The organism is Microbacterium thalli, assembly GCF_028737325.1.
GTDB lineage: Bacteria > Actinomycetota > Actinomycetes > Actinomycetales > Microbacteriaceae > Microbacterium > Microbacterium thalli.
Window position 1 is genome coordinate 1484311 of the sequence record NZ_JAQZCH010000001.1, and the last position, 15292, is coordinate 1499602.

At 72.4% G+C, this 15292-nt stretch carries 13 protein-coding genes; 8 read left to right on the top strand and 5 right to left on the bottom strand.

Features of this window, described 5'->3' with window-relative positions; translation table 11 throughout:
- Positions 1-23: 23 nt before the first annotated feature.
- The 3 genes from PUW82_RS07215 to PUW82_RS07225 are packed head-to-tail and all read left to right on the top strand — an operon-like array spanning position 24 to position 5964.
- Entirely contained in the window at positions 24-695 is a 672-nt protein-coding gene (locus PUW82_RS07215) for a hypothetical protein (protein WP_274221598.1), read from the top strand.
- A complete protein-coding gene (locus PUW82_RS07220) occupies positions 692-4666 on the top strand; it encodes a Pls/PosA family non-ribosomal peptide synthetase (protein ID WP_274221599.1) in 3975 nt (1324 codons plus the stop codon). The genes PUW82_RS07215 and PUW82_RS07220 overlap by 4 nt, the downstream gene beginning before the upstream one ends.
- The gene (locus PUW82_RS07225; RefSeq protein ID WP_274221600.1) at positions 4663-5964 is read left to right on the top strand and encodes a M1 family metallopeptidase; all 1302 of its coding nucleotides are present in this window, start codon (positions 4663-4665) and stop codon (positions 5962-5964) included. Before PUW82_RS07220 ends, PUW82_RS07225 begins: the two co-directional genes overlap by 4 nt.
- On the opposite strand, the gene PUW82_RS07230 is transcribed toward PUW82_RS07225, so the two are convergent.
- From PUW82_RS07230 to PUW82_RS07245, 4 genes are read right to left on the bottom strand one after another with little or no spacing between them, the layout of a single operon-like run.
- Entirely contained in the window at positions 5915-6478 is a 564-nt protein-coding gene (locus PUW82_RS07230) for a 4'-phosphopantetheinyl transferase family protein (RefSeq protein ID WP_274221601.1), read from the bottom strand. The genes PUW82_RS07225 and PUW82_RS07230 overlap by 50 nt on opposite strands.
- Entirely contained in the window at positions 6478-7416 is a 939-nt protein-coding gene (locus PUW82_RS07235) for an NUDIX hydrolase (protein ID WP_274221602.1), read from the bottom strand. The genes PUW82_RS07230 and PUW82_RS07235 overlap by 1 nt, the downstream gene beginning before the upstream one ends.
- A complete protein-coding gene (locus tag PUW82_RS07240) occupies positions 7413-9581 on the bottom strand; it encodes an RNA degradosome polyphosphate kinase (RefSeq protein WP_274221603.1) in 2169 nt (722 codons plus the stop codon). Before PUW82_RS07240 ends, PUW82_RS07235 begins: the two co-directional genes overlap by 4 nt.
- A 50-nt stretch (positions 9582-9631) precedes the next feature.
- Complete coding sequence (locus PUW82_RS07245) at positions 9632-10330, bottom strand: winged helix-turn-helix domain-containing protein (RefSeq protein WP_274221604.1); 699 nt, start codon at positions 10328-10330, stop codon at positions 9632-9634.
- A 109-nt stretch (positions 10331-10439) separates the two neighbouring features.
- On the opposite strand from PUW82_RS07245, the gene PUW82_RS07250 reads away from it, so the two are divergent.
- From PUW82_RS07250 to PUW82_RS07270, 5 genes are all read left to right on the top strand, one after another.
- Entirely contained in the window at positions 10440-10730 is a 291-nt protein-coding gene (locus PUW82_RS07250) for a hypothetical protein (protein WP_274221605.1), read from the top strand.
- A gap of 145 nt (positions 10731-10875) precedes the next feature.
- On the top strand, positions 10876-11484 hold the full coding sequence (locus PUW82_RS07255) for a nitrobindin family protein (RefSeq protein WP_274221606.1): 609 nt from the start codon (positions 10876-10878) through the stop codon (positions 11482-11484).
- Complete coding sequence (gene ygfZ / locus PUW82_RS07260; RefSeq protein ID WP_274221607.1) at positions 11484-12572, top strand: CAF17-like 4Fe-4S cluster assembly/insertion protein YgfZ; 1089 nt, start codon at positions 11484-11486, stop codon at positions 12570-12572. The genes PUW82_RS07255 and ygfZ overlap by 1 nt, the downstream gene beginning before the upstream one ends.
- Before the next feature lie 34 nt (positions 12573-12606).
- Positions 12607-13692 carry an FUSC family protein gene (locus tag PUW82_RS07265; protein WP_274221608.1) on the top strand — a complete coding sequence of 362 codons (1086 nt, stop codon included), beginning with the start codon at positions 12607-12609 and terminating at the stop codon, positions 13690-13692.
- Between the two features lie 91 nt (positions 13693-13783).
- Positions 13784-14461: a HEAT repeat domain-containing protein gene (locus PUW82_RS07270; RefSeq protein WP_274221609.1), complete on the top strand. Its 678-nt coding sequence runs from the start codon at positions 13784-13786 to the stop codon at positions 14459-14461.
- Positions 14462-14473: 12 nt separating this feature from the next.
- On the opposite strand, the gene PUW82_RS07275 is transcribed toward PUW82_RS07270, so the two are convergent.
- Positions 14474-15292, bottom strand: a complete 819-nt coding sequence (locus tag PUW82_RS07275; protein ID WP_274221610.1) for a class I SAM-dependent methyltransferase — start codon at positions 15290-15292, stop codon at positions 14474-14476.

A 15292-nucleotide genomic window follows, 5' to 3' on the forward strand; every position in this document is an offset into this window, starting at 1 on the left:
CTGCAGGCACTACGGTGTGCGCCATGTCGAAGAGTGCGAAGCAGGAACGCGCGGCCCGCGAAGCGGTCGAGGAGACAGCGGCTGCGGCGAAGACCGCGAGGAAGACGGCGAAGAAGCTGCCCAAGAAGGTCGCGCGACCGCTGCAGGACGCCATCGACGACGCCCGCGATGCCGCTGACGTCTCGAAGAAGGACGTGCGCAAGGCGCCGAAGAAGGTCGCCAAGCGAGCACGGGCTGCCGCCGCGCGCCTCGAGAAGGCGGTCGCGAAAGCGGTGCAGCGCTCCGCCGAGAAGGCACGTCTGCGTGAACAGGCGGAGCAGGCCGAGGCGGCCGCGCGCCGCGCCGAAGAAGAGGCCGCCGCGGCCAAGGCGGAGTCCAAGGCCCGCCGTCGCGCTGCCGCCGAGGCCGAGAAGGCCGCCGCCCGCGCCGACCGGGCCGCGCGCGAAGCGGACGACGAGCTCGCGGTCGCGCTGGGCGAACCCGAGACCGACGCGACCGTCAGCGACGCGGCTGCGACCGGCGGCGCTGATGTCGTCGGTGATCTCGCTGCATCCCAGCTGGCGACCGACGAGCTCGACGCACCGCTGTCTGCCCTCACCGTCGCTCAGCTGCGGGTGCGGGCACGTGACGCGGGCCTGACGGGGTACTCGCGTCTGCCGAAGGCGCAGCTCGTCGCGCGACTCACCGCACGGTGACCGCCACCGTGCAGCGTGTGCTCGATCGGCGCGCGCAGACTCCGCCGGAACGCACGCTGCTCGATGTGCTGCGCGCGACGACCGAGCGCCACCCCGAGGCATCCGCCCTCGACGACGGCTCGGGTGCCCTGAGCTACCGAGAACTGATGGCTCGCGTCGGCCGGCTCGCGGTGCGCCTGCACGAGAGCGGCGTCCGCCGCGGCGACCGCGTCGGCATCCGGATGCCGTCCGGCTCGAAGGAGCTGTACCTCTCGATCCTCGGCGTGCTCGCGGCCGGAGCAGCGTACGTGCCCGTCGACGCGGATGACCCGGACGAGCGCGCGCGCCTCGTCTTCGGCGAGGCCGCGGTGCGGGGCATCATCGGCGGCACGGGGGAATACGTGCCCGCCGACCGCGCCATCGCGACCGACGCGGATGCCGACGCGGATGCTGGTGGGGTGGCATCCGTCGGTCCCGGCGCGCTGTTCGCGGGCGAAGCACCGCACCCGTCGACGCATGCGGTCGTGACGGTGCCGCAGCCGCGACCCCACGACGACGCCTGGGTGATCTTCACCTCCGGCTCGACCGGCGTGCCCAAGGGCGTCGCGGTGTCGCATCGTTCCGCCGCCGCGTTCGTCGATGCCGAGGCGCGACTGTTCGTGCAGGAAGCGCCGCTCGGCCCCGGCGACCGCGTGCTCGCGGGGCTGTCCGTGGCGTTCGACGCGTCGTGCGAGGAGATGTGGCTCGCCTGGCGCCACGGCGCCTGCCTCGTGCCCGCGCCTCGTTCGCTCGTCCGTTCGGGCGAAGACCTGGCGCCGTGGCTGCTGCGCCAGGGCATCACCGTCGTCTCGACGGTTCCGACGCTCGCGGCGATGTGGCCGCCCGCTCTCATCGAGAACGTCCGGCTGCTCATCTTCGGCGGCGAGGCCTGTCCGCCCGAGCTGGCGGCGCGGCTCGCCTCGGATGACCGCGAGGTCTGGAACACCTACGGCCCGACCGAGGCGACGGTCGTCGCGTGCGCGGCGCCGCTCACCGGCAGCGGACCGGTGCGGATCGGTCTGCCGCTCGACGGCTGGTCGCTCGCCGTCGTCGATGGCGACGGTACCCCGGTGGCCGAAGGCGAGGTCGGCGAGCTCATCATCGGCGGCGTCGGGCTCGCGCGTTACCTCGACCCGGCGAAGGACTCCGAGAAGTACGCGCCGATGCCGACGCTGGGTTGGGAGCGGGCGTACCGTTCGGGCGACCTCGTGCGCTTCGAGAGCGCGGGGCTGCTGTTCCAGGGACGTGCCGACGACCAGGTCAAGGTCGGCGGACGCCGCATCGAGCTCGGCGAGGTCGAGGCGGCGCTGCAGGACCTGCCGGGCGTCTCGGGGGCTGCCGCCGCCGTCCGCACCACGGATGCCGGAGTGCCGATCCTCGTCGGCTACCTCGCGGCGCCGCCGGACTTCGACCGCCTCGCCGCGCGTGCGGCGCTCGCCGAGCGTCTTCCCGCCCCGATGGTGCCCGTCCTCGCCGTCGTCGACGATCTGCCCGTCCGCACGAGCGGCAAAGTCGACCGGGCCGCGCTGCCCTGGCCGTTGCCGTTGCTCGAGGACGCGCACGCCGATCTCACCCCGGCGGAGGCCTGGCTCGCGCAGCAATGGCAGGCGGTGCTGGGACTGCCGGTACCCGGCCCGAAGGCCGACTTCTTCGACCTCGGCGGCGGGTCGCTCGCCGCAGCTCAGCTGGTCTCGCTCATCCGCGCTCGCGTGCCGGAGTTCTCGGTCGCCGACATCTACGATCTGCCGCGGCTGGGCACGATGGCCCGCGCGCTCGGCCCGCTTCCGACCGCTGAGAACGCCGCCGGCTACCACCGCCCCGAGCCCACGCCCCGCCGCACGCAGTGGGCGCAGACGCTGCTGGGGGTGCCGCTGTTCATCCTGTCGGGGGTGCGCTGGCTGCTGTACCTGCTGACGGCTGCGGCGATCCTGCGCACGGCGCCGGGCTTCGAGGTGCTGCCGTCCGTCCCCTGGCCCGTGCTCGTCATCGGGCTCGTCGTTTTCGCGACACCGTTCGGGCGGATGGCGATCGCGGTCATCGCCGCGCGACTGCTGCTGGCGGGCGTGCGCCCGGGGGACTACCCCCGCGGCGGCGCGATCCATCTGCGCCTCTGGCTCGCCGAGCAGGTCGCCGATCAGATCGACGCCGTCGGCCTGGCCGGAGCGCCGTGGGTCGCCCTGTACGCGCGAGCCCTCGGCGCGAAGATCGGACCCGGCGTCGACCTGCACAGCCTCCCGCCCGTGACGGGCATGCTCGAGATCGGCGAGGGAGCGGCCATCGAGCCCGAGGTCGATCTGAGCGGCTACTGGATCGACGGCGACGTCGTACGCATCGGCGGCATCCGGATCGGCGCCGAAGCCAGCGTCGGAGCGCGCAGCACGCTCGCTCCCGGTACGAAGATCGGTCGACGGGCGGAGATCGCGCCGGGCTCGGCGGTGTTCGGACGCGTGCGCGCCGACCAGACGTGGGCGGGATCGCCGGCCGTGCGGGTCGGCGGCACGGCGGAGGACTGGCCGCGCCATCGGGCTCCCGCGGCGAAGCGCTGGCTGTGGGCCTACGCCGCCGGGGCCGCCGCGCTGGCACTGCTGCCGCTCGCCTCGTTCGCGGTCGGAGGGCTCGTGCTCGCCCAGGGAATCCGGGGGACCGAGACCCTGGGTGAGGCGCTCGCCGGATCGTTCGTCTGGCTGGCGCCGGCGGTGGTGGCGACGGGGATCGTCTTCGCCTCGTCCGTCGTCCTGCTCGTGCGGCTGCTCAGCATCAAGCTCACCGAGGGCGTCCACCCCGTGCGCAGCCGGGTCGGCTGGCAGGCGTGGGCGACCGAGCGTCTGCTCGACTCGGCGCGCACCGTGCTGTTCCCGATCTACTCGAGCCTCGCGACGCCCGTGTGGCTGCGACTGCTCGGCGCGCGCGTGGGCCGCGACGTCGAGGCATCCACCGTCCTGCTGCTTCCCTCGATGACGCGCATCGAGGACGGCGCCTTCCTCGCCGACGACACGATGGTCGCCTCGTACGAGCTGCACGGGGGCTGGATGCGCATCGGCCCCGTCCGCATCGGACGCCGGGCGTTCCTCGGCAACTCGGGCATGGCCGCCCCCGGGCACCGGGTGCCGCGCGACGGCTTGGTCGCGGTGCTGTCGTCCGCGCCGGCGAAAGCGAAGGCGGGAACGTCGTGGCTCGGCTCACCGGCCGTGCGCCTGCGGCGGCTCGCCTCCGACGCCGACGAGAGCCGAACCTACCGCCCCCCGACCCGCCTGCGCGTGGCCCGGGCGCTGTGGGAGCTCGGCCGCATCGTGCCGGTCATCGTCACCTGCGCCGTGGGGTTGCTCGTGCTCTTCGCCCTCGCCGCGCTGACGGCCTGGGCGGGTCCGATCGCGGCGCTGCTGCTGTCGGGCGTCGTCATGCTCACCGCGGGCGCCGTCGCCGCCGCGATCACGGTCGCGGCGAAATGGCTGATCGTCGGGCCGATCCGCGCGGGCGAGCAACCGCTGTGGTCGTCGTTCGTCTGGCGCACCGAGGTGTCCGACACCTTCACCGAGATGGTCGCCGCGCCCTGGTTCGCCCGCGCGGCCGCCGGCACCCCGGCGCTCGCGGTGTGGCTGCGTGCGCTCGGAGCGCGGATCGGACGCGGCGTGTGGTGCGACAGCTACTGGCTGCCCGAGCCGGATCTCGTCGAACTTGGCGACGGATCCACCGTCAACCGCGGGTGCGTCGTGCAGACCCACCTGTTCCATGATCGAATCATGAGCATGGATGCCGTTCGCCTCGAACCCGGCGCGACGCTCGGGCCCCACAGCGTGATCCTTCCCGCGGCCACGATCGGCGCCCACGCGACGGTCGGTCCCGCGTCGCTCGTCATGCGCGGCGAGAGCGTGCCGGTCGGTTCGCGCTGGAGCGGCAACCCCATCGGCCCCTGGCGCGCGGTCACCGTCCGCGCCTACCAGTCGACGTCGTGACGGGGGCGCCCGCGACCGATCCCTATGCGCCGCAGTCGGGAGACGGCTCCTACGACGTCGAGGGGTACGACCTCGATCTGACCTACCGGGTGCGCACCAACCGGCTGTCGGGCGTCGCCGTCCTCGACGCGGTGGCGCGCGAAGACATCTCGGCGGTGCATGTCGACCTCGTCGGGTTGCGCGTCGAGCGGGTCGAGGTCGACGGTGTGCGAGTGCGGACGATGCGGCAGGGGCCGCGGCGCCTGCGCATCGGGCTGCCGACCGAGGTCGTCGCGGGCGACCGGTTCCGGCTGCGCATCGTCTACGCCGGGACGCCGGCGCCCCGACGCTCGCGCTGGGGCGCGATCGGCTGGGAGGAGCTGACCGACGGCGCCCTCGTCGCGGGTCAGCCGACGGGAGCGCCCACCTGGTTCCCCTGCAACGACCGCCCCGACGCCCGCGCGCCGATGCGGCTGAGCATCACGACCGACGGTGACTACACCGTCGTGGCGACCGGAGTCGCGGCGCCACCCACCCGTGCGGGGGCGTTGCGCACGTGGGCGTTCACCTCGAGCGTCCCCGTCGCGACCTACCTCGCGGCCGTGCACATCGGCCACTACGTCGAGCAGCTGCTCGCGGGCCCGGTGCCGGTGCGCGTCGCCTTCCCCGTCGAGCACCGCGCCGCGGTGCAGCGCGCCTTCGCGCCGGTGCCCGCGATGCTCGAACTCTTCGGCGACCTGTTCGGCCCGTATCCGCAAGAGACGTGCGCGCTCGTGGTGGCGGCAGACGAATTGGAGATTCCGCTCGAAGCCCAGGGTCTGGCCGTGTTCGGCGTGAACCACCTCGTCCCCGACGAGCAGCGACTCATCGCGCACGAGCTGGCGCACCAGTGGTTCGGCAACAGCGTCGGCATCGGCGCCTGGCGCGACATCTGGCTCAACGAAGGCTTCGCCTGCTACGCCGAGTGGCTCTGGTCCGAGCGCGCGGGCGGTCCGAGCGCCGCGCAGTGCGCGGCCGAGCACCACGCGCGGCTCGCTGCGCTGCCGCAGGACCTTCCGCTGCGCGACCCCGGACCCGATCTCATGTTCGACGACCGCGTGTACAAGCGGGGCGCGCTCACCCTGCACGCGCTGCGGCTGACGATCGGCGATGCGGCGTTCTTCGACCTCGTGCGCGCGTGGACGCAGCGCAACCGTCACACGCTCGTCAGCACCGAGGACTTCCGAGACCTCGTCCTCGAACGAGCCGGCGAGCCCGCGGCATCCGTTCTCAGCGCGTGGATCGATCGGATGCCGCTCCCGCCGCTGTCGCCACGCTGAGCACGACCTCGGCGGGGCCCGGGAGCTCGCGGACGAGCAGGGCTCCGGGGTGGTCGGGGACGTGGGCGAGCCAGCCGTCGCCCTGGCGGGTGAGTCGCACGGTGGCGGGGTCGACCCGCAGCCCCCGTCCGTCGGCTTTGAGGGCCGCCTCGACGCGGGTCCAGGTCGCGGCATCGGCGGTGTCGTCGCCGAGCGCGGCGCGCAAGCGGTGCTGGGCGCCGGGGTCGAGCGCGCGGGGTTCGGCGTCGATCGCGAACGCGCCGTCGCCCGCGCGGGTCGCGACGATGGCCCAGCCGCCGGCGTAGCTGACCGACACCGCGACGGCAATCGACGTGCCGTCGTCGGTCGCGCGGGCTGCGCCGTGCGGGCCGCCGCACCATGGGCACACCCGACCGATGCGGGGAGACCGGATGCCGCGGTCCCGCAGCGCCGCGACGAGCAGCTCATCGGCGATACGGCGGCGGTCCTGCCCCGGGGGCACGCGACACCAGCGCACGTCGAGGCCGGCGGTCATCAGACGGGCGTCAGATGCGTCTCGATCGCCACGATGCCGGCGCCGGGGTTCGTCCGCGGCAGATGCACGACCGAGAACGCACCGGTCTCGAGGGCGGAGGCGCTGCCGAGGTAGGACCCGCGCAGGGTTCCGGTCGCCAGCGCCATCTCGCTCAGCAGGTCGGGAAGGACGGGGCCGTGGGTGCAGAGCACGACGGGCTTGCGAGCGCGGACGCGTTCGCCGACGACGCCGCGCACGTCGGCCTGCCCCTGTTCCCAGGCGTCCTGCGACAGGGCGCGCGAGCGATCGACGCGCTTGCTGATCGCGGCGGCGAGGGGCGCGACCGTCCGCAGACACCGCTGCGCGTCGGACGAGACGATACGGCGCACCCCGAAGGCGATCAGGGGGCCGACGACCGCGTGCGCCTGCTTCTTGCCGCGCGGCGACAGCGGACGAGCGGCATCCTCGCCCTCCCAGTCGTCACGCGAGACGGCCTTGCCGTGCCGCAGGGCGATGAGGGGGAACGTGTCGATCGCCTGCTCGTCGACCAGGCGCACGAACTCGTCGAGGATCTCGATGTCGACGGGGTAGCTCAGCCGGCTGCGCGCCTTCTTCAGGCCCATCCACTCGAGCGCGGCGATCTCTTTGTTCGGAACGAACGTCGACACCCGGATGGCCAGCTCGGTCGCCTCGGCCGCCCAGTAGTGGACGATCTTCTGCTTCTTGCTCGGCAGCCGGTACTTCGAGACGCCCACGGGTGGTCCGAGCCGGACGGCGATGCCCGTCTCTTCGCGGATCTCGCGCACCGCCGTCTCGGCGAGCATCTCGCCGGGCTCGACCTTGCCCTTGGGCAGGGTCAGGTCGCGGTACTTGGTGCGGTGGATGATGAGCACCTTGACCTTGCCCTCGACCCACCGCCACACGACGCCTCCGGCCGCGTACACCGCGGTGTCGGTCATCGCACCGCCCGCGCCCGGCGCCGGCGTTGCACCTGCGCCATCGTCCGGTCCTGGAGATCCACCAGCGGCTTGCCGTCCTCATCGAACGCGTGCCGCGTCCAGACGCCGCCTTCGCCGAGATGCCACGAGCTGGTCGCGTCGCTCATCGCGAGATCGAACAGCGTCGTCAGCTCGTTGACGTGGTCGGGCGTGATGACGCGGACGAGGGCCTCGACGCGGCGGTCGAGGTTGCGGTGCATCATGTCGGCGCTGCCGATGAATGCGAGGGGGTCCCCGTCGTTGTGGAACGCGAAGATGCGGGAGTGCTCGAGGTAGCGGCCCAGGATCGAGCGCACCGTGATGTTGTCGGTGACGCCCGGCAGATCCGTCCGCAGCGAGCAGATGCCGCGCACCCAGACGTCGACGCGCACACCGGCGTGGCTGGCGCGGTACAGGGCATCGATGATCTGTTCGTCGACCATCGAGTTGACCTTGATGCGGATGTGAGCCGGTTTGCCGTCGAGCGCATTGCGGCGCTCGGCTTCGATGTGACGCAGCAGCCCCTTGCGCAGGTGCAGGGGCGCGACCAGCAGACGCTTGAACTTCTTCTCGATCGCGTAGCCGCTCAATTCGTTGAACAGGCGGGTGAGGTCGCGCCCGACCTGCTCGTCGCTCGTGAACAGACCGAAGTCCTCGTAGAGCCGGCTCGTCTTGGGGTTGTAGTTACCCGTGCCGATGTGGCTGTAGCTGCGCAGCGCGCCGTCCTCTTCGCGGATGACGTGCAGCAGCTTGCAGTGCGTCTTCAGCCCGACCAGGCCGTAGACGACGTGCACGCCGGCCTTTTCGAGCTTCCGCGCCCAGACGATGTTCGCAGCCTCGTCGAACCGGGCCTTCACCTCGACCAGGGCCAGCACCTGCTTGCCGCGCTCGGCGGCGTCGATGAGGGCCTGGACGATGGGGCTGTCGCCCGATGTGCGGTACAGCGTCTGCTTGATCGCGAGCACGTGCGGATCGCGCGCGGCCTGCTCGAGGAACGCCACGACACTCGTGGTGAACGACTCGTACGGGTGGTGGACGAGCACGTCGCCGGCGCGGATGGCGCCGAAGAAGTCGGTGCGGCCGTTCTGCTCCGCCGGCTGGAACGCCGTCGCCGTCGTGGGCACGTGCGGCTTGTACCGCAGCTCGGGGCGGTCGATGCGCGACAGGTCGAACAGGCCCCGCAGATCGAGCAGGCCGGGAAGCCGGTAGACCTCTTGGTCGGTGATGTCGAGTTCGCCCAGCAGCAGATCGAGGGTCACATCATCCATGTCCTCGGTCACCTCGAGGCGGATCGGCGGCCCGAACCGGCGACGCAGCAGCTCGGCCTCGAGCGCCTGGATGAGGTTCTCGGTGTCGTCCTCCTCGATCACCACGTCCTCGTTGCGGGTGAGGCGGAAGGTGTGGTGCTGCAGGATCTCCATCCCGGGGAAGAGGTCGCCGAGGTTGTTGGCGATCAGGTGCTCGAGCGGGAGGTAGCGCTTGACGGACGTGCCCGTGTTGAGCTCGACGAAACGCGGCAGCATCGGGGGCACCTTCAGGCGCGCGAACTCCTGCCGACCGGTCTTGGCGTTGCGGATGCGGATGGCGAGGTTGAGCGACAGACCCGAGATGTAGGGGAACGGGTGAGCCGGGTCGACCGCGAGCGGCATCAGCACGGGGAAGACCTGAGCCTGGAAGTAGTCGTAGAGGCGGCTGCGCTCGGAGTCGTCGAGATCGTCCCACCCGACGATCTCGATGCCCGCCTGGGCGAGGGCGGGCTGCACCATGTCGCCCCAAGCGCTGGCGTGACGAAGCTGCAGGGCGTGCGCCTCGGACGAGATGTCGGAGAGCACCTCCTGCGGCGCGCGGCCGACGTTGGTGGGAACCGCGAGGCCGGTGACGATGCGGCGCTTGAGGCCGGCCACCCGCACCATGAAGAACTCGTCGAGGTTGCTGGCGAAGATCGCGAGGAAGTTGGCGCGCTCGAGCACCGGCAGCGTCGGGTCTTCGGCCAGCTCGAGCACGCGCTGGTTGAACGCCAGCCAGCTCAGCTCGCGGTCGGTGTAGCGGTGGTCGGGCAGCTCGGCGTCGACGTCCTCGACGGCGGGGTCGAAGTCGTCGTCGTCTGCGTCTCCCAGACCGGAGTCCAGAGCCTCGGTGTCGATCATCCCCTCATCATGGCAGTCTCGCGTGTCCTGCCGGTGAACGCGGGGGCGCGTCAGCGGGGCGCGGTCTCGCGTGCGGCCGGCAGCTGGTCGTCTTCGTAGACGTTGAAGCGGTAGCCGACGTTGCGGACGGTGCCGATGAGCTGCTCGAGGTCGCCCAGCTTCGCGCGCAGGCGCCGGACGTGGACGTCGACGGTGCGCGTGCCGCCGAAGTAGTCGTATCCCCAGACCTCGCTGAGCAGCTGCTCGCGCGTGAACACGCGCGACGGGTGCGTCGCGAAGAAGTGCAGGAGCTGGAACTCCTTGTAGGTCAGGTCGAGCGGGCGCCCGTGCACCTTCGCCGAGTAGGACGACTCGTCGATCGTGATGCCGGAGGTCTGGATGCGGCTGGAGACCTGCTCCTTGCTGACCCGTCCGACGGCGAGCCGCACCCGTGCGTCGACCTCGGCCGGACCGGCCGTCGCGAGGATGACGTCGTCGATGCCCCAGTCGGTCGAGACCGCGGTCAGACCGCCCTCGGTGACGATGAGGACCAGCGGCGCGTCGATGCCGGTGGTGCCGAGGATCTTGCAGAGCGACTTCGCTCCGACGAGGTCCAGACGCGCGTCGATGAAGATGACGTCGGCGCTCGGGGCGTTGACGAGCTGCGCGGGCTCGGCAGGGATCTGCCGAACGCGGTGGCTGAGCAGCTCGAGCGCGGGGAGCGCGAGACCACCGCCGTGCGTGGAACTCAGGACGAGAAGCTGTGCCAACGGGGATTCCTCCGGGAGCGGCCGGGACGTGACCTCATCTTAGGGTCTCGGTCCGGGCCCGCTGCGCGCCCGCGTCGCGCGGAGACGCGGGCTGGTCCACAATGGACGGGTGACAGCACCCGATCTCGCCCCGCCGCGCACCATCGGCGGCGTCATCGCCGTCTGGGTCGTGGCCGCGCTCGCCGCCGTCGTGGTGGGGGTGCTCGCGCCGAACGAGACGCGCGCGCTGTGGATGCCCGTCGCGCTGGGTGGATGCCTCATCCTCGCGTTCTGCGTGCAGCTGGCGCTGGGCCGCTCGCGGGGGTTCATCGAGCGCGTGTCGGCGAGCGTGCTGGGAGCACTGCTCGTCATGGGCTTCATCGGAGTCGGTTTCGGTCTGTCGTCACTGGTCGCGGTCTGACACCGCGCGCGGGCGTAGAGTAAGGGCATGGATCTCCTCGCGCTCGAAATCTTCTACGTGGGCCTGCTCGGCCTCGCGTCGCTCGCGATCGTGTTCGTCTCGGCCGTCGTGGTGAAGAACCTCTACCGCGGCCAGCGCTGACGTCGTGCTCGAGCTGCCCACCGATCTTCCGGCGGACCTCGTCCCCCTCTCGTGGCTGATCGGCGTCTGGGAGGGATCGGGCGTCATCGACTACGAGACGGCGGCCGGTCACGTCTCGGGCGAGTTCACCCACCGGGTGAGCTTCAGCCATGACGGCGGTGACTACCTGAACTACTCGGCGACCGCCTGGCTGCTCGACGACGCCGGTGCCACGACGCAGGCGCTCGTCGCCGAGAGCGGCTTCTGGCGATTGGCACGTCCCGCGGACGACGCCGACGCCGGACCGGCACTGCTGCCGGCGACCGTTCCCGCGCCGCAGCCGCGCACCGTCGATGACGTCGAGGCGCTTCGCAACGCCGAGGGCGGGTTCGACATCGAGGTCGGCCTCGTGCACTCCGACGGTGTGAGCGAGCTGTACCTCGGTCAGGTCCGCGGCCCGCGCATCGACATCGCGACGGATGCCGTGGTGCGCTCGGCATCCGCCAAGGAGTACACCGCCGCCACCCGCATGTACGGCCTCGTCGACGGCCATCTGCTCTGGGCCTGGGACATCGCTGCGCTCGGCGGCGAGCTCGCCTCGCACGCGTCGGCGCGACTGGCGCGAGCCGAGTGATGCCCGGCACGGCAGACGTCTTCGCCGGGGTCGCCGGCGCCGTGCACGACGAGCGCGGGCTGCTGCACGTGGGCAATCCGCTGCGCGAGCAGCAGCTGCTCGAACGCGGTTCCGCCCTCGCCGCACTCGGAGACCGCGCGGTGGTGACCGTCTCGGGTCCCGATCGCCTCACGTGGCTCGACTCGCTCACCTCGCAGGCGGTGGCGGGACTGCAGCCGGGGGAGAGCACCGAACTGCTCGTCCTCGATCCGAACGGGCGCGTCGAGCACGCGGCATCCGTGGTCGACGACGGCGACACGACCTGGCTCATCACCGACGCCGAGCGCGTCGCAGCGTTGACGACGTGGCTGACGCGGATGCGCTTCCGTCTGCGCGTCGAGATCGCCGACCGGTCGGCTGATACGGCTGTCGTCGGCGGCGCGGGTGCGGCGGTCGCCGACGTGGCTACGCGGGTGGTCTGGCGTGACCCGTGGCCCGACGTGACCGTCGGGGGCTGGGGTTACGCTCCCACGGAAGGCCACCCCGCCACGGGGCGCGACTGGGTCGAGGCCGTCGTCGATGGCTCCGAGCTCGAGCGCTTGGCGGCGCAGGCCCGAGCGGGCGAGCGATCGATCGTCGGACGTCTCGCCGCCGACGCGCTGCGCATCGCGGCCTGGCGTCCCCGTCCGAGCGCCGAGGCCGACGGCATGACGCTGCCGCACGAGGTGGACTGGCTGCGCACCGCGGTGCACCTGTCGAAGGGGTGTTACCGCGGGCAGGAGACGGTCGCGAAGGTGCACAACCTCGGCCACCCGCCGCGCCGGCTCGTCGCGCTGCAGCTCGACGGCAGCGATGCCGTGCTCCCCGAGCCCGGGGCGATCGTGCGCTTCGCGGACGATGAGGTCGGTCGCGTCACGTCGTCGGCCCGGCACTTCGAGCAGGGGCCGATCGCGCTCGCCATCGTCAAGCGGTCGGTGCCGGTCGATGCGCCGCTCATCGTCCAGGTCGACGACGAGGCGGTCGCGGCTGTGCAGGAGACCGTCGTGCCGCCCACCGCCGGGCGCGCGGCCGCCCCGCCGCGACTGCCCCGGCTCAGCCGCCGCACCTGACGTGTCGCCCGAGCGTTCCGACGAGCCGTCGCCCGTGACGGCGCCGATCGCGACCGGCTGGCGTGCGCGCGTTCGGCCGCAGCGCGGCCTGAACCGCATGCGGGAGTCGGTGCCCGCGGTCCTGCAGATCGTCCTCGCAGCCTCCGCTGCATACGCGTTCGCGCACCTCGTGCTGGGGCACACCGCGCCGCTGCTGGCGGCGACGGTCACCATCTCGAGCCTCGGTCTCGTCCGCGATGCGCGGCCCCGTCGCGTGCTCGAGACCGTCCTTGGAATGCTCGTCGGCATCCTCGTCTCCGAACTGATCGTGCTCGTGGTCGGCTCGGGCACCTGGCAGCTCGCGCTCGCGCTGCTGGCGACGCTCCTGATCGCGCGCCTGCTGTCGTCGCAGCCGAGCTTCGCCATCGCCGCGGCCATCCAGTCGGTCATCGTCATCGCGATCCCCGGCAGCATGCCCTTCCTCCGCCTCGTCGACGGCGGCGTGGGGGCGGTGGCGGCTCTGCTGGCGACCGCTCTGCTGCCGCGGCGCCCGCTGCGGGAGGTGTCCCGGGCGGGCCACGAGCTGTTCGCCGCGCTCGGCGGCGCCGCGGCCACGGTCATCCAGGCGCTCCGGCGTGGTGACCGCGTGCGCGCGGACCGCGGACTCGAGAAGGCTCGCGCGCTGCAAACCCTCGTCGACGACTGGTCGACCTCGCTCGAGTCCGGACTCGCCGTCGCGCGCATCTCGCCCTTCCTGCGTCGTCAGCGCACGGAGCTCGAGCGCCAGGACCGGATGCGCGCCTCGCTCGACCTCGCCACCCGCAACCTGCGGGTCATCGCCCGGCGGGTGGTCTATGCCCTCGACGACCGCCAGCCGCGTCCGATCGCCGCCGATCTGCTGGCCCAGATCGCGCGCGGCGCCGACCTGCTCGCCCAGTCCATCGACGACATCGCGCTCGAGCCGGTCGCGCTCGAATCGCTGCGCGCGGTGGCGGCGCGCCTCGATCCGCGCACGCTCGCTCCCGAGGCGTCGCTCGGCGACCAGAACGTCATCGCGGCGCTTCGCCCGCTCGTGGTCGACCTCCTCACCGCCGCGGGGATGCCGCCGGCCGAGGCCCGCGCCACGATGCCGCGCATCTGAGCCACACACCCGTGCGGCCGTCCTTCTCGTTCGCGGCCCTCGGCCCGCGCGGATGTGCGACGCTGGCGGAAGGAGCGCGAAAGGGAGGGCGATGAGCGAGCAGGCCGAGGGGACGGCATCCGATCGGCTGCGGGCCGCCTTGCACGCGGGGGACGGGTCGAGTCGGGTCCGCAGCGCATTGGCGGCCGGCACCTACCCGCGCGCCGAGTACGTCGCGGTTCTCGTGGAGCAATGCGCGCACGAGCCGGACTTCACGGTGCGCGAGACCCTGACGTGGGCGCTGACCCGCCAGGACCGCGAAACGGCGCTGGCATCCCTGTTGCCGGAGCTGCGGTCGGAGCGGCCTCAAGCCCGTCGACAGGCGCTGCACACCCTGTCGAAGCTCGGTGACGCGCGAGCGTGGCCCGAGATCACGACCGCCCTCCTGCACGACGACGACCCGGAGGTCGCCCAGACCGCGTGGCGCACCGCCGCCGGGCTCGCTCCCGACGAGGCGAAACCCGCGCTCGCCGACGAGCTCGCGGTGCATTTCGGCGTCGGTCCCGAGGAGGTGCGCCAGAGCCTCACGCGCGCGTTCCTCGTGCTCGGGTCCGCCGGTCAGCCCGCGGTCGACACGGCGGCAGCCTCAGACGACTGGGATGTCCGCGTGCACGCGCTCGCCACGGATCACCTGCTCACCCACCCCGACGACGGGTTCGCGACGGCGATCGCGGCGGCGCGACGCTCCGCCGCGCGCCGTGACGCTGCCGACTGGGACAGACAGGCCTGATCCTGATCCGTCTCAGCGGGGTGCGACGGCCTGCCAGGGCAGGGTGAGCTCGCCGAGGCGCCACCGGGCACGCGGTCCCAGGTCGACGCCGCGTCCGCTCAGTGCGGCCAGGGCGGTGCGCCACCGCTGCTCGGGCCCGAAGGCGGCGGCCGATGCGGCGCGCGTCCACTCATCCTCGAGCGCTCCGAGAACCTCGTGGATGCGCTCGCCGGGGACGTTGCGGTGGATGAGCGACTTCGGCAGGCGTTCGGCGGCGATGCCCGGCGTCGCGAGGTCGATCAGACGGAGCGAGATGGTCAGGCTGCGCGGTACCGCATCCGGTCCGACCTGCACCCACGTGCTGACGCGGCCGATCTCGTCGCAGGTCCCCTCGACGAGCATCCCGTCGGGCGCGAGTCGCCGGGTCATGCGGGCCCAGGCGTCGGCGACATCCGCTTCGTCGTACTGACGCAGCACGTTGAAGGCGCGGATGACGGCGGGGCGTCGACCACCCGGGACCGGCACTTCGAAGCCGCCGCGCGCGAAAGAGACCCGGGCGTCGGGCGCGAAGCTCGTGCCACCCCGCCGCACCTCGGAGAGCTGCTCGCTGGCACGCGCGACGCGCTCGGGGTCGATCTCGAGTCCGAGCACCTCGACGTCCGGCCGGGCCGGGCGCAGCCGCGCCTCGAGCTCGAGGGCCGTGACGCCGCTCGCGCCGTACCCGAGGTCGACGACGAGCGGGTCGACGCACCGACGGAGGATCGGATGCCGCGCGATCCAGCGATCGACGCGTCGCAGGCGGTTCGTGTTCGTGGTGCCACGGGTGGCCTGCCCGATATGTCCCGGGGCCAT